The 21388-nt window shown below is 69.7% G+C and carries 22 protein-coding genes and 2 pseudogenes; 6 read left to right on the top strand and 18 right to left on the bottom strand.

Annotated elements, in window-relative coordinates; translation table 11 throughout:
• Positions 1-1130: 1130 nt before the first annotated feature.
• Together SACE_RS13615 and SACE_RS13620 are read right to left on the bottom strand one after the other, a co-directional pair.
• A complete protein-coding gene (locus SACE_RS13615) occupies positions 1131-2735 on the bottom strand; it encodes a CocE/NonD family hydrolase (protein ID WP_009947790.1) in 1605 nt (534 codons plus the stop codon).
• Positions 2732-3337 (bottom strand): TetR/AcrR family transcriptional regulator, encoded by a 606-nt coding sequence (locus tag SACE_RS13620; protein WP_009947789.1) that lies wholly within the window; start codon positions 3335-3337, stop codon positions 2732-2734. Before SACE_RS13620 ends, SACE_RS13615 begins: the two co-directional genes overlap by 4 nt.
• 233 nt (positions 3338-3570) lie before the next feature.
• Here SACE_RS13620 and SACE_RS37630 point away from each other — a divergent pair, with 233 nt between their 5' ends.
• Positions 3571-3843, top strand: coding sequence for a hypothetical protein (locus SACE_RS37630; RefSeq protein ID WP_143538140.1), 273 nt, complete (start codon positions 3571-3573; stop codon positions 3841-3843).
• Positions 3844-4042: 199 nt separating this feature from the next.
• Here SACE_RS37630 and SACE_RS39720 read toward each other — a convergent pair whose 3' ends face one another.
• Positions 4043-4165 carry a hypothetical protein gene (locus SACE_RS39720; RefSeq protein ID WP_009947786.1) on the bottom strand — a complete coding sequence of 41 codons (123 nt, stop codon included), beginning with the start codon at positions 4163-4165 and terminating at the stop codon, positions 4043-4045.
• Between the two features lie 197 nt (positions 4166-4362).
• A complete protein-coding gene (locus tag SACE_RS13630) occupies positions 4363-4977 on the bottom strand; it encodes an NIPSNAP family protein (RefSeq protein ID WP_009947785.1) in 615 nt (204 codons plus the stop codon).
• Between the two features lie 248 nt (positions 4978-5225).
• On the opposite strand from SACE_RS13630, the gene SACE_RS13635 reads away from it, so the two are divergent.
• On the top strand, positions 5226-5855 hold the full coding sequence (locus tag SACE_RS13635) for a hypothetical protein (protein WP_009947784.1): 630 nt from the start codon (positions 5226-5228) through the stop codon (positions 5853-5855).
• 46 nt (positions 5856-5901) lie between these two features.
• Here the strand turns inward: SACE_RS13635 and SACE_RS13640 are convergent, their stop codons facing one another.
• From SACE_RS13640 to SACE_RS36450, 5 genes and pseudogenes are all read right to left on the bottom strand, one after another.
• A complete protein-coding gene (locus SACE_RS13640) occupies positions 5902-6393 on the bottom strand; it encodes a GtrA family protein (RefSeq protein ID WP_009947783.1) in 492 nt (163 codons plus the stop codon).
• A 487-nt stretch (positions 6394-6880) separates the two neighbouring features.
• A complete protein-coding gene (locus SACE_RS13645; RefSeq protein WP_143538141.1) occupies positions 6881-7411 on the bottom strand; it encodes an STAS domain-containing protein in 531 nt (176 codons plus the stop codon).
• Between the two features lie 262 nt (positions 7412-7673).
• A complete protein-coding gene (locus tag SACE_RS13650; RefSeq protein ID WP_009947779.1) occupies positions 7674-7856 on the bottom strand; it encodes a putative antibiotic biosynthesis monooxygenase in 183 nt (60 codons plus the stop codon).
• A 133-nt stretch (positions 7857-7989) separates the two neighbouring features.
• Positions 7990-8223 (bottom strand): annotated as a pseudogene (locus tag SACE_RS40135) (antibiotic biosynthesis monooxygenase); the annotation flags it as partial.
• A gap of 62 nt (positions 8224-8285) precedes the next feature.
• On the bottom strand, positions 8286-8960 hold the full coding sequence (locus tag SACE_RS36450; RefSeq protein ID WP_011873836.1) for a YbhB/YbcL family Raf kinase inhibitor-like protein: 675 nt from the start codon (positions 8958-8960) through the stop codon (positions 8286-8288).
• Between the two features lie 406 nt (positions 8961-9366).
• Between SACE_RS36450 and map the strand changes: the two genes are divergently transcribed.
• The gene (map, locus tag SACE_RS13660; protein ID WP_021341917.1) at positions 9367-10191 is read left to right on the top strand and encodes a type I methionyl aminopeptidase; all 825 of its coding nucleotides are present in this window, start codon (positions 9367-9369) and stop codon (positions 10189-10191) included.
• An 87-nt stretch (positions 10192-10278) separates the two neighbouring features.
• On the opposite strand, the gene SACE_RS13665 is transcribed toward map, so the two are convergent.
• From SACE_RS13665 to SACE_RS13695, 7 genes are all read right to left on the bottom strand, one after another.
• The gene (locus SACE_RS13665; protein ID WP_009947776.1) at positions 10279-10638 is read right to left on the bottom strand and encodes a hypothetical protein; all 360 of its coding nucleotides are present in this window, start codon (positions 10636-10638) and stop codon (positions 10279-10281) included.
• A gap of 299 nt (positions 10639-10937) precedes the next feature.
• Positions 10938-11243, bottom strand: coding sequence for a hypothetical protein (locus SACE_RS13670; RefSeq protein ID WP_011873839.1), 306 nt, complete (start codon positions 11241-11243; stop codon positions 10938-10940).
• An 83-nt stretch (positions 11244-11326) separates the two neighbouring features.
• Positions 11327-12289, bottom strand: coding sequence for a PDR/VanB family oxidoreductase (locus SACE_RS13675; protein ID WP_009947773.1), 963 nt, complete (start codon positions 12287-12289; stop codon positions 11327-11329).
• A 16-nt stretch (positions 12290-12305) separates the two neighbouring features.
• Positions 12306-12557, bottom strand: a complete 252-nt coding sequence (locus SACE_RS13680) for a hypothetical protein (protein WP_009947771.1) — start codon at positions 12555-12557, stop codon at positions 12306-12308.
• Positions 12554-13618: an aromatic ring-hydroxylating oxygenase subunit alpha gene (locus SACE_RS13685; protein WP_009947770.1), complete on the bottom strand. Its 1065-nt coding sequence runs from the start codon at positions 13616-13618 to the stop codon at positions 12554-12556. The genes SACE_RS13680 and SACE_RS13685 overlap by 4 nt, the downstream gene beginning before the upstream one ends.
• Entirely contained in the window at positions 13615-14970 is a 1356-nt protein-coding gene (locus tag SACE_RS13690; RefSeq protein WP_009947769.1) for an MFS transporter, read from the bottom strand. The genes SACE_RS13685 and SACE_RS13690 overlap by 4 nt, the downstream gene beginning before the upstream one ends.
• 233 nt (positions 14971-15203) lie before the next feature.
• The gene (locus SACE_RS13695) at positions 15204-15929 is read right to left on the bottom strand and encodes an IclR family transcriptional regulator (RefSeq protein ID WP_231850001.1); all 726 of its coding nucleotides are present in this window, start codon (positions 15927-15929) and stop codon (positions 15204-15206) included.
• Positions 15930-16487: 558 nt separating this feature from the next.
• Between SACE_RS13695 and SACE_RS38300 the strand changes: the two genes are divergently transcribed.
• The gene (locus SACE_RS38300; protein ID WP_009947767.1) at positions 16488-16655 is read left to right on the top strand and encodes a hypothetical protein; all 168 of its coding nucleotides are present in this window, start codon (positions 16488-16490) and stop codon (positions 16653-16655) included.
• Between the two features lie 17 nt (positions 16656-16672).
• On the opposite strand, the gene SACE_RS13700 is transcribed toward SACE_RS38300, so the two are convergent.
• Positions 16673-17182: a cupin domain-containing protein gene (locus SACE_RS13700; RefSeq protein WP_011873841.1), complete on the bottom strand. Its 510-nt coding sequence runs from the start codon at positions 17180-17182 to the stop codon at positions 16673-16675.
• Positions 17183-17279: 97 nt separating this feature from the next.
• Between SACE_RS13700 and SACE_RS13705 the strand changes: the two genes are divergently transcribed.
• Both SACE_RS13705 and SACE_RS13710 read left to right on the top strand, forming a co-directional pair.
• On the top strand, positions 17280-18404 hold the full coding sequence (locus SACE_RS13705; protein WP_009947765.1) for a hypothetical protein: 1125 nt from the start codon (positions 17280-17282) through the stop codon (positions 18402-18404).
• 287 nt (positions 18405-18691) lie between these two features.
• Positions 18692-19796 (top strand): annotated as a pseudogene (locus SACE_RS13710) (IS630 family transposase).
• Here SACE_RS13710 and aspA read toward each other — a convergent pair.
• Positions 19793-21208, bottom strand: a complete 1416-nt coding sequence (gene aspA / locus SACE_RS13715; protein ID WP_011873844.1) for an aspartate ammonia-lyase — start codon at positions 21206-21208, stop codon at positions 19793-19795. The pseudogene SACE_RS13710 and the gene aspA sit on opposite strands and share 4 nt — an antisense overlap.
• Positions 21209-21388: the final 180 nt, after the last annotated feature.

Consider the following 21388-nt stretch of genomic DNA (forward strand, 5'->3'; position numbering starts at 1 on the left):
ACCCGGATGGCGTAGCCACCGTGCGGTGAGGGCAGGCACCACCGCGAAGTCTGGTGCCTGCCCTCGGACTTTGTGGGGCTGTCCCCATGGCCCGCCGGCAGGGGCGGTCGCACAGTGTGGCGACGGCAGCGCGGCAGCACGACCGCCTCGGACCAACGGAGGAGTCGCGCGTTGCCACGGGTGAGGGGAGAGAGAACGTTGACCTGATCGGATTCCATCCGAGCGAGAATTGCCCGGCACTGCGGGGCCCCTTGCGGCCACCGCGATGACTCCGGGTACTCGCGGAAAACGCATTGGGCCATCAGCAGGGAAAATCCGGCGGTGCGGTGGCTCGACAGCACTTCCCGGGATTTCGGGGGCCGCTATCGCCGGTAGCCGCCGAAAGTGCACTCGTGAATGAGTCAGCCATGAAGACGGCTATGAGAACTATGGCGTTGCTTTTCGCCTGGGCGGCTTGTTGTTCGCTGGCGCCCGCCACCGCCCTGGCCGAGAAACCGTTCACCTCGTATGCAGGCGTTGTGCCCGTACATCGTGCCGAGTCCGACTACGACGCGCCAGGTCAGGGCGAACAGGAGCCAGGTAGCTCGGCACCCGCACCGAAGCTCCAGGACGACGATTCCGCACCGCTCACACCGCCGCCACCGCGGTGCCCGGACGGACAGATTCCGGTGGGCGACGAATGCTGGACACCGCCGACAGGCACGGTGCTGTGCCCGGATGGTCAGGTGCGGCAGCCCGATGGCACGTGCGAACCACCACCGCCGACCGATGATCCAGGCGAGCCCGGCTCTGGTGGGCCCGATGGATCCGGGTCCGGGGGTGTGCAGGTGCCGGTCGTTCCCGCGGGCGGGGTCGATACCGGCGGCGGTGGCACTGCGGGCATCGGAGTCGACAGCGGGCTGCTGACGGCAGGAGTCCTGGCGGCGGTCGGTGCCTCTGCGGGACTGCTTCTGCTGCGGCGCGGTCGCGGTGTCGACGACCCTGCGGAGGGAGGATCATGAACGAACGCGGCATCGTGCGCAGCCGCCGTATCGCCGACAGGAAGATCGCCGACACCTGATCTCTCGTATCGACGACTGAGGCGCCGGGGTCCGCAGGCTCCGGCGCCTCAGCTCTCCAGTGGACACTCGTCAGGGACGGACCGGGAGGATGATCGCGGACGGGCGTGCCGGGTCGTGGTACACGGTCTGGTCGGCGGCGAGGAGGGTGGTGGCGGTGGCGCGTGCTTCTCCGGTGCCGGGGTTGCGCGCGTAGCGGGGGAAGGCGCCGCTGGAGACCTGGACGAGGATGCGGTGCCCGCGCTTGAAGCGGTGCGCGGTCGGCCAGAGCCGGACGGTGGCGCACCGTGGTTCGTCGGCGCCGGTCAGGCTGACGAGGCCGTCGCAGACGTTCCAGGAGCGACCGGCGGGGTCGACGTCGCAGAGCCGGACGAATACGTCGGCGTGGGGCAGACTGGACCGGAACCAGATCTCGGCGCTGACCTCGCCGATGACCTCGACGTCCTCCGCGAGGGTCGGCGTGGTGTAGGTGAGCACGTCCGGTCGGGTCTGCAGCGCGGTGTTGTCGACGCGGCCGCTGTCCTTGACCAGACGCACGCCGCCGACTGCGGGAGTCGGGTCGGCCGGGTCGTAGCGGTACTGGTCCGGTTCGGACTCGTCCGGCGGCTCTGTCGCCAGGACGCCGCCGGGCTGCAGGTGGAAGCGCTGCGCCGGGTGGCCGGCGGGCGGCCAGGACTCGAAGTCGCGCCAGGCTTCCTCGCCCATGACGTAGAGCCGGACCGGCGCGCGTCGCGGCGGTTGCTCGCCGCGCGCGTGCGCGAGTCCGAACTCCAGCGCCTCGTCGACCGGTGTGCTGGTGAACTCCGCGTGGGTCCAGGGGCCGACGGTCAGCCGCGCCGGGCGCCCTTCGTCCTGCAGGATCCGGAAATCGCGGAGCTGCCCAGGCAGGAAGATGTCGTACCAGCCGCCGATCGAACTGACCGGCACGGTCACGTCGGCCACGCGGCCGGTGTGGTCCAGCTCGGCCCAGCGCGGGTCGTCGGCGTCGTGGGCGAGGATGTCCTGGACGTACTCGGATCGCCGGCCGAACGCGGCGATGTCGGCCCGGTTGAGCGGGAGCGTCCACAGCGCCCGTGCCGTCTTCTTCGCCTGGATCGGCTGGCGCAGCATCGCCAGGCGACGTTGCTGGGTGCCGACGAGCACGCCCCATCCGAACGGCGTTTCCAGCGACATGCCGTCGGAGCGCAGGAACTCCAGCGTCAGCGCCGACTCGGTCACCACCGGGATGATCGCCTTGACCTGGGGTGGCAACTGGTCGGCGACCGCCCACTGCACGTGTCCCAGGTAGCTCATGCCGTAGAGCACGATCGCGTCGCCGGACCAGGGTTGTCCCACCAGCCAGTCGAGGGTCGCCAGACCGTCCGCGCGTTCCTGCCGCATCGGGTCGAAGGTGCCGCCGGAGCCGAACCCGCCGCGCACGCTCTGGATCAGCACCTGGTAGCCGCGCGCGGCCAGCGGTCGGGCCAGGACCGTGCCGAACGGGCCGCGCCGACCGTAGGGGGTGCGGATCAGTGCGGTCGGCAGGCCCTCGCCGCCGGCTCGTGGTGCCCACCGGTCGGCCAGCAGTTCGACCCCGTCGGGCATCGGTACGCGGAGATCCCGCTGGACCACCACGTCCCGCGTCAGCGGTGGGGACAGCTTCAGGCGGTTCTGGATGAGGCGGCTGATCAGGTTCACCGCGGTTCCTCCCCGGTCGACTGGCTCGTCGTCAGGATGGACATCACGTTCATCAGCCGGTCGGTGAACGCCTCGGGATCAAGCGGGTCGGCGCCGTCGACCACCCAGCTCGTGACGAAGGAACCGGCGCCGCCGGTCAGGAAGGCGGCGAGATCGTCGATCGCCTCTTGGGTGAGCCGGTCGCCGTGCAGCCGCTGGATGGCCTGCCGGTTGATCGGCAGGAGCACACTGATCAGCCCGCGGTCCAGTGGGAACGCGCAGGATCCGGTCAGCAGGGCGCGGTAGAACGCCCGGTGGCCGGCGAAGTGCCGGGCCACCGCGAGCGCCTGTTCACGTCCGTCCACGACCGGCGGGTCGTCCGCGAGGCGTGGCAGCAGCTCCCGTCTGACGAGATCGAGGCCTGCCTCCAGCAGGAGCGCGTCGCGGTCGCCGAAGTGCTGGTACACCACCCTGCGGCTCACGTCCGCGGCCTCGGCGATGTCGGAGAGCGTGACGGCGGCCGTGCCGCGCTCGGTGACCAGCTCGACCGCTGCCCGCATCAGCGCGGCGCGAGAGCGGCGCACCCGGCGATCCCGTACCGGTTCGGCCACGTCCAGGTCCACGCTGAAATCATGCACACGTGTAACTAAATGATCAAGTGTCTCTCATCTCGAATGCACCTGGACTCGCCAGCGGCTGCTCAATGAGGCGCAGGTAGGCGGCGACCGCCGGTCACGCGGTGGGGATGCTCCAACCGGCGACGCACGTTCCTGCTGGTCGGCAACTCCTGTGGTGGTTACCTGGCCCGCGCGGTTGCCGGGTCCCGCCCCGACGCGGGCTGGCGTTGATCTGCCCGGTGGGCACCGAGGTGCTCAGCGCCGGGCGCACCGTTCCCGAGCGTCAGGTGCTGCGTCCCGCCCCAGAACTCGGACGGGCGGCTCGCGGCGCAGTTCGAGGCGATGTCGGTCGTGCAGACTCCGGAAACCTGCGGCGGTTCCGCGACGAGATCATGGTCGGACTCGATCTCGCCGACACCGTGGCGTTGAGCGAATCCAGCAGCGCTACCAGCTGTCCGAGGCTCCCGAGCGCGGTGCGCGGTTCGGGCGACGACCCTGATCGCGACCGGTAGGCAGGACGACGTCACGGGCTACTCGGACCAGTTCGCCCTGTTGCCGCACTACCCGCGAGCGAGTTTCGCGGTACTCGACGTGGCCGGGCACAACCTGCCGATCGAGCAGCCGGAACTGTTCGGGGCGCTGGTGCTGGAGTGGCTCGACCGCGTCACCGCCGAGTGGTGAACCAACACCAGGGCCGCGCGCATCCAGGCCTCAGTTGTAGCCCCGGACGATATGGGGCTCGTCCTCGTTGGCCGCATCCGACGGCAGGAGCGCGTCTTCGGTGGGTTCCTGGTCTTCCGCTGCGGACCGGTTCAACGTCCCGGCGAGCGACATGGTCCTCTTCCTCCCTCATCATCGAGGCCCTGGGTTCTGGGCGCTGCCAGAACCCGGCAGGATCGCCGCCGGGTCGGCTGCTGTGACGTACGCTACTGTCCTCGCGGCTTGGCACGGTTGTTCGATCGCACGAAGAACCGCCGGGGCGGTTGTTCAAGTCACTTACTTGCAGGCCACCGACGCCCGTCTGGCTCCGCTCAGTGCAACGGGGAGAACGCGGTGGGAATGGCGATGGTGGAGGTCGCGTGCGCGATGTTCTCCGGGCCGTTCTCGGGTGGCCAGATTCCGCGTTCGTAGGACGCGCGGCGGATGGCCAGGCGTTCGTCGAGGCCGGGGAACGGCCAGATGTGCGTGATGCGGGGGACGCCGTCCAGCCCGTACATCGCCGTGGTGAGCGGGAACATCTCGGTGCGTTCGGGGAGTGCGGCCTCCCATCCGGCCATGGTGGGTAGCAGTCCGCCGACTTTGAGCTCATACGTCCGGAACTCGTAGACGTCGCCGTAGCGTCCGACCTGCACGGGAGGGACGAAGGGGAACGGGGCGTAGGTCTCGACGGTGAACGACTCCAGGTACTCGCCGACCCCGAACGGATCGGAACTGGTGAGGACCCGCTGCCGTTCCTGCGCGAGCGTTTCGGCGTCCTCGAACTCCCGGAGCAGGAGCACCCGGCCGACGATGACGCCGTGCTCCGTTTCCCAGCAGCCGAGCAGTCTGCCGCGGGCGGCCGCGCCCGTGGTGTAGTCCTCGAGGGCGGAAAGCGCTTTGGGCACCGTGTAGAGCTTCAGTGCGAGATGGGCGATTTCGTACAGCACTGCGAGTCCTCCATGAGCATGTGAATCCACTGCAAGCATCGTCGTAGTCGCGGCCATGGGGCGACCGCTTCTGCTGCACGTCCGCCAGCTGGGATGAGCCACGGTCTGGGTCGCGGCGGTGTGGCCCGCCGCGCGGCCCGACACCGCTTCCCGCATCAGGGCGGCACCGCCGGGGTAGTCGACCCTGTTGTCCGGAGCGCACTCGGTGATTGGCTGTGGGAGGACACGCTCGACCGGGAGGATGCACGGTGCGGATCTACGCGGAACGTCATCTGCAGGCGGCGCGCCAGGTGGTGTTCGACCTGCTCGCCATCGCTTGGATCGCGGGCGGCATCTGGTGGGCTTTCGCCCTGCGCGACTCGGTTCTGGAGCTGGGCGCACCGGGCCGGAAGCTGATCGACGCCGGGGCGAACCTGGAGCGCACGTTCGGGCGAGCATCGGCCAGTGCCGACCAGGTGCCCTTCGTCGGTGCTGAGCTGGCTGGAGCGCTCGACCTCGGCACGGACGCCGGCAAGGTCGTGGCGGAAGCCGGGCACAACCAGGTCGAAGCGGTGGCGTGGGCCGCCGGCGCCGCGGCGGCAGGGGTGGTCGCGGTGGTCTTGCTCGTCGCGTTGCCGTTCTGGTTGCTGCCTCGAGTGCGTTACGCGCGGGCGGCGACCGTGGCCGTGAACATGCGTACCGCCGCCCCGGACCTGCTCGCGCTCCGTGCCTTGACCGAGTTGCCGCCCTCCCGCCTGATGGAGGTCAGCGCCGATCCCGCCGCGGCCTGGCGCGACAACGACCGGGAGATCATCGAGCAGCTTGCGTCCTTGCGCCTTGGTGCCCTGGGTCTGCGTCCGATCACCTCCGGACGTCGTCTTCGCACTGGAGCGGTGTAGACCGCGCCAGTCGTTCGGCCGGTCCGCGCCTCCAGCCGGCAGCGCGTCAGCTCTGGGCGGGGGACTTCTCGCGGAAGACCCACCAGCGGGACGCGGTGTAGGTGAACACCGCGACGCAGGCCCCCGCGAGGAGTCTGGCCAGGCGGAAGTCCACGCCCAGCGCCGTGAGTCCCGTGGTGACGCCGAGGGTGAGCCCGTAGTCGGCGACGATCACCACCGCCCAGCGGACGGCCTGGCCTGCGATCGGAGCGTGTGACCGGAAGTTGAGCGTTCGGTTGAGGATGAAGTTCAGCCCGAAGGCGAGCAGGTAGGCGATGGTCACCGCGACGGGCAGTGGCAGGGCGGTCCAGGCCCGCAACGACGCCAGGATCGCGAGATCGACGAGGAAGGTGAACCACCCCAGGATCGCGAAGCCGACGAGTTCGCGGGGAAGAAGCCGTCGAAGCGGGCGGGGGAGCCGGTCCAGAAGCCGGGTGAGCGCATCGCCGGCTCGCTCGACCGCGGGGACCCTGGTCGTGGTTTTCTCGTCGATACTCACGCAACACGCCAAACTCAGGCCGGCGGCGACGGCGGTCCGCTGCCGTGAGCGCCGTCGTGATCTCGACTCGCATCCTAATCAGTGCGCGAGGCGCTTCCGGCGTGGAGTGCGGCCCTGCAAGCACCGGTCCGCACAGCTGATCCGGCTGCATAAGGCCAGGTCAGCGCGTGTGGTCAGGCGAACGACATCCACACGGCGCCGCGTCGGTTCGCTGTGCGATGGCGCGACGTAGCGGAAACGAGAAGCGGCGTTGGGAGAATCGTCGCGGAGAGTTCACCGATTCCAGCAACGCCGCGCGAGGAGACGAGGCGCGCCACTGCATCCTCGATGCGCCGTCACGCATCCGGAGTTCGCCTGAGTTTCGGGGCGGTCAGCGCCCGCCGGGCAGGAATCGGGCGCGAGTCAGGGCAACCGTGCGGGCGTGGTCCCATGCCACCCGCAGCAGGTGGCATGTCATGCCGGCGGTCTGGACGGAGCGATTCACAGCTCAGCCCTCCTCGAGATCGTCGGAAACAGGATGTGTCCGGGGTTGCGGCACCAAGCCCCCAGCCGTCCCCAGCCGCGCCAGGCAGGTGGCCACCGACGGGGCGTAGGTGAACCGGTCGGCGACGTCGATCAGCCCGAGGAGGCGATCCACCGCGGGACTGGAGACGACCATCAGCGCCACGCCCTGGATCCGGGCACGGCAGTCGGCTTCCAGCAGCGCCACCGCACCGGCGGTGGTCATGAACGACACCGCCGAGAGGTCCAGCACCACCAACCGCTCGGATTCGTGCAGGAGCTGGCGCATCAGCTCGGCGAAGTCCGCCTCGCCGACACCGTCGAGCGCTCCATCGGCGCACAGCACCAACGCACCCTCGGCAATCCGCCGGCAGCGCAGCCGAACCGGCCGCCCCGGTTCCGACTGCGGCGGTCGCGGTGCCGGTACGGCACTGCTCCCGGGTTGCTGCTCGCCGGAAGAGCGCGGGGACGCGACCAGGTTCTCGTTCGCAGAGGCACGTGAAGGCACAGTCGTCATGGATCACTCGTTTCGAGTCGCTCAACGAAGGCGGACCACGCGGGGTCCGGCCCTTCTTGTTCCAGTGCAATCCCCACCGGGTGGCGCGGGAGCCGGAGCAACCGCGGGGGACTCGCCCCATGGGGGGGGGCAATGCCTGTGCGCTCAACCAGGTACGACCCACGATAACCGCAGCGCGTGCACGAGCGTCCACCCAGCGCAACGGTGTCCTCACTCACAGTCACTCGTCGGGAAGGCCGGGGCGGACAGCGTCGAAGCACGCCTACAGCCAGCGGCGAAGCACGCGGGTGACTACGGGCATGATCACGTACGTCATCAACGTCAGCAGCACCAGCGGGAACAGTGCGGCCTTGGCGGCGAGCGGCCACGACGACACCATCGGCACGACGAAAGCCTGGAACACCAGAACCAGCGGGTACACGGCGACGAGCGAGACGAGCCACATCTTCCAGCGGTGGCGGTTTCATGGTCGCCGTCGCCCGCGTCGGCACCTGGAACCAGGTTTCCAGGCCCGTCCTCTGCTGCTGGGAGGTCCAGGCCTCGGCGAGCGGTCCCACCTCGGCCAGCCAGCGCGCTCGTTCGCCGGAGTCGAGCCATCGCTCCAGATGCGAGCGATCGGAGAACTGCACGACCGTGTGGAAGTCGCGGCTCTGCTCGTGATGGATCACGGTCGCCCCGAGGTTGCCGGGGAACCGAGCGGCCGCTGCGGCCACGTCCTGCGCCACGTGGCCGAACTCTTCTTCCCGGCCGTGCCGTGCCCGCCAGCTGGAGACCATCGTGACCGGTTCTTCGGCATCCGCACGTTCACGCATGCCCGCGGCACCCTCCCTCGGTCGGCGTCCGTCGTACCGACTCGCCTTCAGCCGACGAAGTGTCAGCGCTGGAACAGGCCGACGATGTTGCCGCGTGCGAGTTCGTGGCCGGCGAGGGCGTCGCGCAGGTCGTCAGCAGTGGCATCGGCACCAAGCCCGAGGGGCTGCTCGGAGGCGAAGACCCGGAAGAAGTAGCGGTGTGCTTCGTCCCCGGCGGGCGGGTGAGGCCCACCCCAGCCACGGTCGCCGAAGTCGTTGCGGGATTCGACCGCTTCGTCCGGGACGTCGCCGCCACCGATGCGGGTCACCGTGGGCGGGATGTTGGAGACGACCCAGTGCACGAAAGTGCCGTTCGGTGCGTCGGGGTCCTCGCAGAGCACGGCCAGCTCCGCGGTGCCGTCGGGGACCTGGGACCACTCGAGGGCAGGAGCGATGTTGCCGCCGTCCCGGCTGCACCGGTGCGGAAGCATCGCGTGGTCGCTGAAGGCGCTGCTGCTCAGCCGGATGCCGCCGCCTTCGGTGTCGCGCTCGCGTCCCTGCCCGCCGGCGGGGCCGCGCGGGCGTTCCCCGAGCGGGCCTGCCGGGCGGTCGTCATCGGGGCGCTGGGGCGGGTGCGTGCGTTGGAGGTCTTCGCTGGCGGCTTCGTCGGCTCGCTGGTCGGGCACGCCTGCGTCTTCGTATTCGCCGCGGCGCCTGGTGCGCTTGACGTCGTACTTGTGGCTGCCAGGCTCTGGCATGGTTCACCTCCGCGTCGGCGTGTGGTACTGGAGTGCCCAGATGCGCAGGCCGCGTAACGGCGCCTCGGACGCCATGAACGCTCTCCCTCCCCGAGGTCGCCGGCTTGGTCACGTGTGGCGACGGGTGGCGCCGGGGAGAGAAGTGGTGCGTGGGTTGTGGCGTTTCGTCTGGTCCCACGCGTGTACCGCGGCACCAGCCGTTTCGCCGCGGGTCTTTCCCTGCCGGTGCAAGCGGTGACCGGTAAGACCTCGGTGCGGGCCGCGCGCACCCGTGCGGGATCTCGCCGGCCGCGGGTCGATAGGTCGCGTTGGCGGACCGTGCCCCCAGGCATGACTGGTATTACTATACCGGTCGGTGTTAGAGTGCCGGTATAGTAATACCAACACCCGGTGGTGCGAGGTAGTCGTGATCGAACTGAAGACGCCTGCGGAGATCGAGCGCATGCACGTGGCCGGGCGTTTCGTCGCCGAGGTGCTCTCCGAGGTCGGCCGGCTCGCTGACGTGGGGGTCAACCTCCTGGACCTGGAGCACCACGTGCGCGGCATGATCAAACGGCGCGGGGCGGAGTCGTGCTACTGGGACTACGCTCCGTCGTTCGGCAAGGGCCCGTTCCGCAACGTCATCTGCCTGTCGGTCAACGACGCGGTCCTGCACGGCCTGCCCCGCGACTACACGCTGCGCGACGGGGACGTGCTCAGCGCGGACATCGCAGTCGGCATCGACGGCTGGGTGGCCGACTCGGCGCGCACGGTCGTTGTCGGCGCCGCTGCCGAGGAGGACCTGCGGATCATCCGCGCCACCGAGGAAGCGTTGGAGGCGGCGATCGAGGTGGCACGTCCGGGCAACCGCCTGGGTGACATCTCGGCGGCGATCTGGGCGGTGGCCCGCGACTGCGGCTATCCGGTCAACACCGAGTTCGGTGGTCACGGCATCGGCCGCACCATGCACGAGGATCTCCACGTTCCCAACAAGGGCCGGTCGGGCCGAGGCCTGAAGCTCCGCCCCGGCCTGACCCTCGCGCTCGAACCCTGGTTCGCCCGCACGACCGACCAGATCGTCTACGACGCCGACGGCTGGACCATCCGGTCGGCCGACGGCTCGCGCACGGCCCACGCCGAGCACACGGTCGCCATCACCGAGGACGCCCCCTTGGTGCTCACCCGACGTGAAGCGGAGGAACCCGCAACGAGAGGTGATTCCGCCAGTCGTCTATCCACAAAGGACGCATAGTGTCCGAGGGCAGGCGCTTGGTCCGTAGCGGATCATCGCCCGCAGCGAATTGTGGTCGAGCGGTTTTCTGTATGTGGCCCCGAAACATCAGAAGATCCACGCTTGCGCCTGCCCACCGCCAGGGGCCGGTAGGAAGTCGCCGACGTATTCCCCCTCGTGCCCGGTTTCCGCGAGCCGTCGTCGTCCCTCCTCCGGCGAGAGGCAGTCAAGGCCGCGGCTGCGCGCCTCGGCGAGCTGAACGCTTTGCGCCGGCGTGCAGATGCCGTCCAAGACGTCCTCGTCGGCGATCACGCAGTCCACTCCGGCAACGGGCTCGCCGACCACTTGGAATCCCTGCGCCGCAGCCCACTCCCGCGTGTGAAGCAGTCGCTTCGAGCTGCCCAGGAAAAGAATCCGCTGCTTTCCGACGTTCGTCGGCGTCGCCTCGCGCAGGGACGACTCGCTCATCTGCTACCTCCGGCCTCTTCAGCGGCTGCGTCCGGACAGGCCGTCGCGCACGCGTTCGATCGGGTCCGTTCCCGGGTCGGTGCTGCGGTCGGCCGAGGGCCGGTCCGGACTGAGGGGCACGGCCGGGCCCGTGTGCTTTATGCCCCCGAGTTCGTGAAGCGAACTGCTGGTTCCGGAATTGCCCGATTGCCTTTGGTCTAAACATCGCAGTGATCGCATCGCGGCCCTCGCTTCGTCCTGCTCAGCGATGCGATCTTCGTGCGGGTCGAGCCGCTCCGTGACGGCAGGCGTCCGGCGGGTCAGCTCGGTATGCGCCGCCGCAGGACTCGCGCGACCTCGACGGCGGCCGGGTCGACCTCCTCCTGCCGCGCCGCGGAGCGCAGCCACTCGGCGAGCGGAGCCGCGAGCTCTGGCGACAGCGCCGCGATCCAGCGGGCGCTGCGCGTGCGGCCTTCGGCGATGTGTTCGGTCGTGCCGTCGTCGTGGTGGGCGATGACCTCCGGGCGCGTTGCCAGCAGCCCGGTGAGCCGCCACTCGCCGCCGGTCGAGGCCGCGGCCAGTCGTTCCAGCGCATGGGCGGCGGCGAGCAGTTCATCAGAAACCACGGCGGCATTGTCGCTCATCGGTCAGGTCCGGAGCACGGGTGTGCGACTGGTGCGGCGAGCAGCACTGCGAGCGCTGCTCGCCGTCACAGGTCGAGCACCAGCCGGGCGGAACAGGACCGGGACACGCAGATCATCATCGTGTCGTTGGCAGCCTGTTCCTCGGCCGTCAGCACGGAGTCGCGGTGGTCGGGCACACCCGCGAGCACGGTGGTCTCGCAGGTTCCGCAGGTGCCTTCCTGGCACGACGACAGCACCGGGACACCGGACTCCTCGACGACCTCCAGAACGGACCGGTCTTCCGGCACGGTGAGTGTCGTCCCGGTCCGGGCGAGCTCGATCTCGAACGACTGCCGCGGGCCCTCTGTGGCGCCGGTCTTGGGCGTGAACCGCTCGACGTGCAGACAGCCTTGCGGCCATCGTGCGCACTGCTCCGCCACCGCGTCGAGCAGCGGCTCCGGCCCGCAGCAGTAGACGGCGGTCTCGTCGTCGGGTTCGGCGAGCAGCGTCGGCAGGTCGAGCAGCCCGGTTTCGTCCTGCGGCCGGATGCCGACCCGGTCCCGGTACCGCTGTTCGAGGCGGTCCAGGAACGCCATCGAACGGCGGGTGCGGCCGCCGTAGACCAGTCGCCAGTCCGCACCGGCCGCGTCGGCCCGGGCGATCATCGGCACGATCGGGGTGATGCCGATCCCGCCTGCGATGAACAGGTACCGGCTCGCGTCGACGAGCTGGAAGTTGTTGCGGGGACCCCGCGCGTGCACGGTGTCGCCCTCGGTGAGGGTGTCGTGCACGTGCGCGGATCCGCCGCGGCCTGCCTCTTCCCGCAGGACGGCGACCTGCCACACCGATCGTTCGGCCGGGTCGCCGCACAACGAGTACTGACGGGTGAGGTCGTCGCCGAGCACGAGGTCGACGTGGGCACCGGGCGTCCAGTCGGGCAGCTCGGCGCCGTCGGCGCCGCGCAGCGTCAGCTGCACGACGCAGTCGGCGAGCGACTCCTTCTTCTCCACGACCAGAGCGAGCGGGTGGTCGGGTTCGCTCGGCATCATCGTTCCTCTCCTGGGCTCAGACCGACGCGTGCGCCGGCTCGCGTGGCGGGACCTGGGCTGGTCCGGTCGGGGCGTCTTCGTCCGCCCGGTGGCCGTCGGGATGGGCGAGGAGCCATTCCCACAGTTCGACCGGATCCTCGAAGATGCGCTCGGCACCGCAGTGGCAGACCGCGCGGAGCCGGTCGGTGCCGAGCACCCAGTGGATGCGGTAGACGCGGTCGCCGCCGAGGACCGGCGCTGCGCCCGGGATGTCGCTGCGCGCGGTCATCGCGTCCGCTCCGCGGGGGCGTTGCGCGGGGTCTGGCCGGCCATGCGGGCGAGCATCCGGCGGGCGGCGAGCCCGCCGGTGTCGATGTTGATCGACAGCTCCTGGTAGCCCGGGGGCTCGGTCTGGACGACCTGCTCGAGGACGTTGAGCGCCTCGACGTCCTGCAGCACGACGGTGCGGTTGTTCTCGGCGAGGAACTCCGAGACCTCGTGGTCGTCGAGGGCGAAGTCGCGGGCCACGGCCCAGAAGTCGTGCGTGGAGTGCTCGGTCTCGGGGGTGATCGCGTAGACGACCTCGACGTGGAAGGCGTCCGGGTCGGTGCCGTCCGGGTTCGGGACCGAGCCGACCGGCGCGATCCGGCTGTGCAGCTTGTAGAGGCACGGCGGGGTGTACTCGATGTCCTGCCAGCGCGAGATCCGACCCGCCAGTCCGGTGGACTTGGCGTAGAAGGGCGGGCATTCGGCGTCGTCCATGTGCCTGGACACGTAGACGATGCCGGCGTCGTCGTCGACCTCGGTGCTGATGGGGGTGTCGGCGACCTCGGGGGTGCCGATGTAGCCGCCGTGCAGGTAGGTCTCGTGGGACAGGTCGAGCAGGTTGTCCACGAGCAGCGAGAACCGTGCGCGCAGCGGTTCCAGGCCGCACACCGTCGTGTAGTCGGCTGAGTCCAGGTAGGGCGCGCGGGGGATGCGTGCCGGGTCGGCCAGCGCCGGGTCTCCGATCCACACCCAGACGAACGAGTCCTGCTCGACCACCGGGTACGGGGTGAGCCGCGCGGTGCGCGGCACGCGCGCCTGGCCCGGCACGGCGACGCACTTGCCGTCGGGTCCGTAGGTGAAGCCGTGGTAGCCGCAGACCACCTGGTCGCCGACGAGCCGGCTGGGGGCCTGCGACAGCGGGAAGCGGCGGTGGACGCAGCGGTCGGAGTTCGCGGTCACCGTTCCGGACTCGGTGCGCCAGAACAGGATCGGCTCACCGCAGATGGTGCGAGCGAACAGGTCGCGACCGATCTCGGTGCCGTAGGCGGCGACGTACCACTGGTTGCGGGGAATGGCGCTCATGAGGAGGCTCCCTCGACTCGGGTGGACGGCTGTGTCGTGGTCGCGCCCGTGTCGGCGGGGGTGCGAACGCGGAGCAGGACCAGGAGGGCGGCGGTCACGACGAAGACCGCGCAGAACAGGACGTACAGGTGCTGCGGAGTCCAGCCGCCGTCGAGCAGCGCTCCGGCGAGCGCCGGCGCGAGGATCGCACCGGCGCGGCCGATGGCGAGTCCCGTCCCGACGCCCGTGGTGCGCACCGCCGGGGCGTAGACGATCGGGGTCAGCGTGTAGAGACCGGCCACGCAGCCGTTGGCGAACACCCCGATCAGCGCGGCCACGACGAACGCGACGGCCGGCGACGTGGTCGAGGCGATGAACACCGCGAGCAGGACGCCGGTCACCACGAGGTAGGCGGCGAGCACGGCCCGCAGCTCGAACCGCACGGCCAGGAGCCCGAGCAGCGCCGCGCCGAAGATGCCGCCGACGTTGAGCAGAGTGCCTCCGGTGATGCCCGCGCTGGGGGAGAGTCCCGCCTCCACCAGCAGCGTGGGCGTCCAACTGGTCACGAAGTAGAACCCCGCCATGACGCAGAAGAACGCGGCCCAGAGCACCAGCGTGGTCCGGCGCAGGCGCGGGGTGAGCAGCTCGCGGTATCCGACGCCCTTCGGGGCAGGTTCGGGCTCCGGGAGTTCGCCCAGCCGGGGCTTGCCCATGCGGGCCAGCACCGCGTTGATCCGTTCGACGGCCCGCGGTGGTCGGCGGACCAGCAGGAAGTCCAGCGACTCGGGCAGCCGCCACCACACCAGCGGGATCGATGCCGCGGTGGCCAGGCCGCCTGCAAGGAAAACCGACCGCCAGCCGTACTGGCCGATCAGCAGCGCGGCGAGCAGGCCGCCGATCGTCGCGCCCAGGGCGTAGCCGGTGGAGTTGAGGCTGACGGCAAGGCCGCGCCAGCGCCGGGACGCGTACTCGGCGGCGATGACGTTGCTCGTGGCCAGGATGCCGCCGATGCCCAGGCCGGTGAGGGCCCGCAGCACGCCCAGCTGCGCGGCGGACTGGCTGGCCGCCGAGAGCAGCATCGCCGCGCTCGCCAGGGCGAGGCAGCCGAGCACGACCGGGCGGCGGCCCAAGCGGTCGGCCCAGGGGGCGAGGAACATCGACCCGGCGGCCATGCCGACGAGGCCGGCGGACAGCAGAAGGCCCAGTTCGGCACCGGTGAGTCCCCAGTCGGCGGAGACGGACTTGCCGGTGAAGGCCATGACGAGCACGTCGAAGCCGTCCAGCATGTTCAGCAGCACGCACACGGCGACCACGGTCCACTGGAACCCGGACATGGGCCGGTCGTCGATGAGATCCCTCAGCGGCGGGCTCATCGGAGCCGGTCCTCGGGACGCGGACGGTTCGGCAAACGCACAGCAGCACTCCGTTGTCGACTGCTTCCGGTGACCGCGCGTCCGGTGGCCGGTGGGGGACGGCCGGCTCGGCTCAGCGCGGTGCGGAGAGCATGCGCGTGCACGAACCCGGACTGAACAGCACTTCCGGAAAATGGAAGGAGTCGGCGGAACTGGTCAACAGGGCGTGGCGTGGTGAGTAGGACGGGGCGTCGTCAGTAGGGCGTGGTCAAGGCGCGGCTGATCGCACGGGCGCTGGTGCGGACCAGCGGAGCCAGTGCGTGGGGCGAGGTGCCGTGGTGCACGACGAGGGAAACCGCGGCGACGGCCTGGCCCTGGGTGTCCATGATCGGTGCGGCGACCGAGATCGCGTCCATCGTGACCTGCCGGTCGCTGATGGAGAAGCCGTTGGACCGCACGTCGGCGAGCAACCGCCGCAACCGGGCGGGGTCGGTGACGGTCAGTTCGGTGTAGCGGTCGATGTGTGCGGCCAGGACCTCGTCCTGGAGTTCGGCCGGGGCGTGGGCGAGCAGCACCAGCCCGACGCCGGTGGCGGTGAGGGCGAACCGGCCGCCGACCCTGGTGAGCACCGGCACCGCGCCCGACCCGGCGATGCGTTCGACGTAGACGACCTCGGTGCCCTCGCGAACGGCGAGTTGCACGTTCTCGCGGGTGATCTGGGACAGGTCCTCCAGGAACGGCAGCGCCCGTTCGCGCAGGCCCGCGCCGCGAGGAGCCAACGCTCCGAGCTCCCAGAGCCGCAGCCCGATGCAGTAGGCCCCGTCGGCGTCGCGCTCGAGGGCACCCCAGCCGACGAGCTCGCCGACCAGCCGGTGCGCGGTCGACAGCGGCATCCCGGCGCGCAGCGCGAGCTGGCTCAACGTCAGCGCCGGTCTGGTTGGCGCGAAGCAGTCCAGCAAGGTCAGGGCTCGTGTCGTCACGGGCCCGGTGGGGCCGGTGGGGTGGCCTCGCTGCCGCACTGTCACTTCCCGTCCGCTCGTCGTCCGGTCTCGGCAACGACCGCTGGCATGGACGTCGAAGCCGAGCCTATTCCGCCGTTTCCGCGCGCCGCCAGGCGCACCGAGGCCGCCGGCGGCCTCGGTGGGCGGCACCGGGTGGACGAGTTCGTAGAAGGGGCTTGCCGCTCGGGTCCTCCTCGCGTAGGCATCAAGCAGCCGACGTACCCCGCGTCCTACGCGGTTCTGTCCTCGAGGAGCGCCCCATGACCTACGGCCCGCCGCCCGAGCCGAACGCGCCGGCCCCGCAGCCCGATGCGTCGGCCCAGGGGCCGAACGTCGCGTACTCCGCACCGGCACCGCCGCAGGGCCCGATGCCGCCGCACCCCTGTCAGCAGCAGCCCTGGGCCCACCCGAACGGCCCTGGGTGGCACGGCGGCCCAGCTCCGGTGCAGCCTCCCAAGGGGTTAGGGCCGGCGGTGGCCGCGGTGGTCCTCGGTCTTCTCGGGTGCGTGGTGCCGTTGCTCCCGATCGACCTGAGGGGTGCGGCACTACCTCGCCTTCCCGTTCGCGCTGGCCGGACTCGCCCTCGGGATCGTCGGCTGCGTCGGACACCGCCGTGGCAAGTTGCTGGCCGTGGTCGGCGCGGTCCTGTCGTTCCTCTCCCTGGGCCTGGGGATGGCCATGCTGGTCGGTTACGCCTTGCACTGACCTCTTCCGCGAGGAGGTCACGGTGCGGGCGGCGGCCCGAGTATTTCGATGTTGTAGGCGTTGGCCAGTCGGGTCAGTTCGTCCAGGGTCGGTGGCACGTCGTCGGCCGGGGGAGCCTCGAAGCTGGTGGCAGGCGTGCCCGCTTCCAGCACGAAACGGTCGAAACCACCTGGGGTCGTCATGGTCAGGAAACGCGCCTGCGGGCTGGTCACCACGTACGCGTGGGGCAACCCGCGCGGCAGCAGGGCCACCGCGCCGGGGCCCGCGCCGCGAGTGACACCGTCGACCACGACCCGCAGCTCGCCGTCGAGGACGAAGAACGTCTCCTCCTCGGCGTGGTGGCGGTGCAGCGGGCTGCCGTAGCCCCGCGGCGCCCCCTGGTGTTCCAGCAGGGCGAAGTTCCCGGCGGTGCGCTCCACCCCGGCCCGGATGCGGACGAGGGCGCCCAGGAACCACACGGCTTGCTGCGACTCGGTGTCCAGGAACGCGGGTTCGACCGGGACGGTGTACGACGACTGGCCTGTCACGTCCCAACCGTAGGCAACCAGCACGGATACGGCAGCACATGCGTGTGCCACGGTGAAACCGGCCCGGCCTCGGGCGGAGTGCGGCTATCTTGACCCGGTGGACGCGTTCTCGCTCAAGGACGTCGTGTTGTTGGTGGTCGGTGCCGGGATGGGCGCTTTCGCCGAACGCGTGCTGGGCCGCCCATGGGATCGCCATGTGATGGCCCGCATGCGCAAGCTCCGAGCGCGTCGCAAGGGGCGCAAGGCGATGCGGAAGCTGGCGGTGAGCGGCGAGTTCCTCACCCTCGGCCATGCTCGCGAGCGGGTCTTCGTCCACCAGTTCAGCCCGCGCGGATTCGGCCGGGACCACCTCGACACCAAGCTGGTGGTCGCCGAGCCGCTCGGTGAGCGGATCGAGCGACTGCCGGAGGAGTTGCGTCCGGTCGCCGTTGCCGAACTGCCCGAACGGATCGAGCAACAACGCCGACGGATCGAGGACGATCCGAGTGCGTGGAACGAGGAGAAGCTCGGGGTCGCCGCGGTCCGCGTCTCCCGCGATCCGCGCTACGACGAGCCCCAGTTGCGCATCCACTTCCACCAGACCGATTACGCGACCTTCTCGGTGCTGACCAACGCCTGGGCACAGCACGTCCGCGACCTCGACGTGGAGACGCTCTCGGCCGGCTTGCTCCGCGAGGTGCTGCCGGGTCTTTCGCACTCCTTCGGCATCAACGCCACGGTGGTCACCGCGGACGGGCGGCTGCTGCTGACGAAGCGAAACGCAAGGATCTCCAGCAACCGCCCGTTGACCCACATCTCCGTCAACGAGGGGATGCGAGCAGACGACCTGACCGCCGGCCGTCCCGACCCCTACGCCACGCTGCGCCGAGGCATCGAGGAGGAACTGGGCATCGACATCCCACCCGCGGCCGGGGTGTTCCATTCCCTGATTTTGGACGCGAACCGGTACCAGTGGGCGTTCCTCGGACACGTCGACCTGGCCGGCACCAAGTGGGACGCCGCGCGCGTCAAGGCGGCCCGTGCGGCCGGACGTTCGATCGACAACTGGGAGACGGACGCGGTCCGCGACATCCCGTTCACCTTCGACGCCGTCGTCGAGGAGCTCGCCGATCACCAGGGCTGGATCGCGCACGGATGGGCCAACATGCTGCTGACGGCGCTCTACGAATTCCCCAGCAAGCACGACCGTCTGCTCGACGTGCTGTCCAGAGCACGGCCGTGACGGGGTCGAGGCCGGACAGAAGGTCGACTGTCGCGCCCGAGCAGGCGGGAACCGCCGGGTAGGTGGCTACGGGCAGCTCCCGGATGTGCTGCCCGTAGCCGGTTCCCCGTGGTGCGGGCTTCCGACGTTCTACGGCGGGCACCGACGTCTGGGGGCCGTAGGCACCGCCGGTCACGATCGAGGCCCTGCGGGCGATGGTGGAGACCTGCGACCCCGCGACGGCGCGTGGCCTCCGTGACCGCGTGGTCCTAGTGTCCTGAGTTGAAAGTTTGTTGTATGTTTTGGTGATGGGTCGTAGAGGTCCGCGTTTGCCCGATTTGGCGTTGACGGACGCTGAACGGGAGACGCTTCAGAGGTGGGCGCGTCGCCCGAAAACCGCGCAGGCGTTGGCGTTGCGGGCACGGATCGTGCTCGCCTGCGCCGAGGGAGTGTCCAACATGGACGTCTCGCGGCAGTTGCAGATTTCCCCTCCGACGGTGACGAAGTGGCGCCGCCGCTTTGTCGCTGATCGCCTGGAGGGATTGTCGGACGAGCCCCGGCCGGGTGCCCCGCGCACGATCACTGACCAACAGGTCGAAACCGTGATCGCCAAGACACTGGAGGAGGCGCCGCCGAACGAGGACTCGCATTGGTCGACTCGTTCGATGGCGAACGCGGTCGGGATGTCGCAGACGGCGATTTCCCGGATCTGGCGGGCTTTTGAGCTCAAGCCGCACCTGGTGCAGACCTGGAAGCTCAGCACCGATCCGCTGTTCGTGGAAAAGGTCCGAGACGTCGTCGGCCTCTGTCGGCCTCTACCTGGACCCACCGGAAAACGCCCTGGTCCTCTGCGTCGATGAGAAATCCCAGATACAGGCTCTGGATCGCACCGCGCCGATCCTGCCGGTCATGCCCACCACCCCGGCGCGCATGACCCACGACTATGTCCGGCACGGCACCACCAGCCTGTTCGCCGCCCTGGACGTGGCCACCGGATCCATCATCAGCCAGCACTACCGGCGGCACCGCCATCAGGAGTTCCTGAAATTCCTGAAGACCATCGACAAGAACACTCCCGCCGAACTGGACTTGCACCTGATCTGTGATAACTACGCGACGCACAAGACACCCGTGATCAAGAAATGGTTGTTGCGCCACCCGCGCTTCCACGTGCACTTCACCCCCACGAGCGCCTCCTGGCTCAACCTCGTCGAACGGTGGTTCGCCGAGCTGACCAACCGCAAACTCCGCCGATCCGCCCACCGCAGCGTCACCGAACTCGAAGCAGACGTCCGCGCCTGGATCGAATCCTGGAACGCCGACCCCACACCCTTCGTCTGGACCAAGACCGCCGACGAAATCTTCCAAACCCTCGCAGCCTACTGCCAACGAATTAACGACTCACGACACTAGTTCGCGGGCGCGTTCCCGAGGGGCCGCGGCTGGGTGAGCTGTTCGGGTTGGAGGAGGGTGGCGAGTTGGTCGGGGGTGATGAGGCCGGTGTCGAGGACGAGGTCGGTGATGCTGCGGTCGGTGGTGAGGGCTTGCTGGGCGATGGTGGTGGCGTTGGTGTAGCCGATGTAGGGGCTCAGGGCGGTGATCAGTCCGATGGAGTTGCGGACGGTGTGCTCGAGTTGCGTGCGGTTGGCGGTGATGCCGGTGACGCAGCGGGTGGTGAGGGTGTCGCAGGCGGCGGTGAGGTGGGTCAGCGATTTGAGCGCGCTGTGGACGATGACGGGTTCGAAGGCGTTGAGCTGGAGTTGGCCGGCTTCGGCGGCGAGGGTGACGGTGACGTCGTTGCCGATGACTTCGAAGGCGACTTGGTTGACGACTTCGGGGATGACGGGGTTGACCTTGCCGGGCATGATGCTGGATCCGGCCTGCACGGCGGGCAGGTTGATCTCGTTGAGTCCGGCGCGGGGGCCGGAGGAGGTCAGGCGCAGGTCGTTGCAGGTTTTGGAGAGTTTGACCGCGACGCGTTTGAGCACGCCGGACAGCTGCACGAGGGCGCCGGCGTCCTGGGTGGCTTCGACGAGGTTGTCGGCGGTGCGGACGGGGATGGCGGTGATGCGGGCGAGGTGGGTGCAGGCGCTCGCGGCGTAGTCGGGGTGGGTGTTGATGCCGGTGCCGATGGCGGTGCCGCCGAGGTTGATCTCCAGCAGGAGGTCGGTGGCTTCGGTGAGGCGTTGGCGGTCTTCCTCGAGCATGATGGCGTAGGTTTTGAGTTCCTGGCCCAGGGTCATGGGGACGGCGTCTTGTAGCTGGGTGCGTCCCATCTTGAGGACGTCGGCGAACTCCACGGACTTGTCGTGGAAGGCTTCGGCGAGTGCGCCCATGGCCGTGTGGAGGCGGTGCAGGCCGGTGGTGAGGGCGAGTTTGATGGCGGTGGGGTAGACGTCGTTGGTGCTCTGGGCCAGGTTGACGTGTTCGAGCGGGTGCAGGTGGTGGTAGTCGCCGCGGGTGTGGCCGAGGTGTTCCAGCGCGCGGTTGGCGATGACCTCGTTGGCGTTCATGTTGGTCGAGGTGCCTGCGCCGCCCTGGATCACGTCGACCACGAACTGCTCGTGCAACTTCCCGGCGCGGATCTCGGCGCAGGCCGCGGTGATCGCCTCCGCCCGCCGCTGGTCGAGCAGTCCGAGGTCGTGGTTGGCGCGGGCGGCGGCCTCCTTGACCGAGGCCAGGGCGTTGATCAGGTCGGGGTAGGTGGCGATCGGCGTGCCGGTGATGCGGAAGTTGTCCACGGCCCGCGCGGTGTGCACGCCGTAGTAGGCGTCGGCGGGGACCTCGCGGTCGCCGATCAGGTCGTGCTCCGTGCGCGATGTCATGACGCCTCCGATGCTCGGTGCGGGTGGGAGGTGCAGGCGGCGCGTCCGTCCGGGGTGGACACCCACCGCGTCGGCCGAGCCGCTGCCGCGATGTGCGGGGATGCTGCCCCGCTCCGATCGGCCGGTCAACGGGGCCGTCTCGGAGCCGAGGTCTGCGCCGTCACTGTTTTCGCTGTTCAG

This window comes from Saccharopolyspora erythraea NRRL 2338 (assembly GCF_000062885.1).
GTDB lineage: Bacteria > Actinomycetota > Actinomycetes > Mycobacteriales > Pseudonocardiaceae > Saccharopolyspora_D > Saccharopolyspora_D erythraea.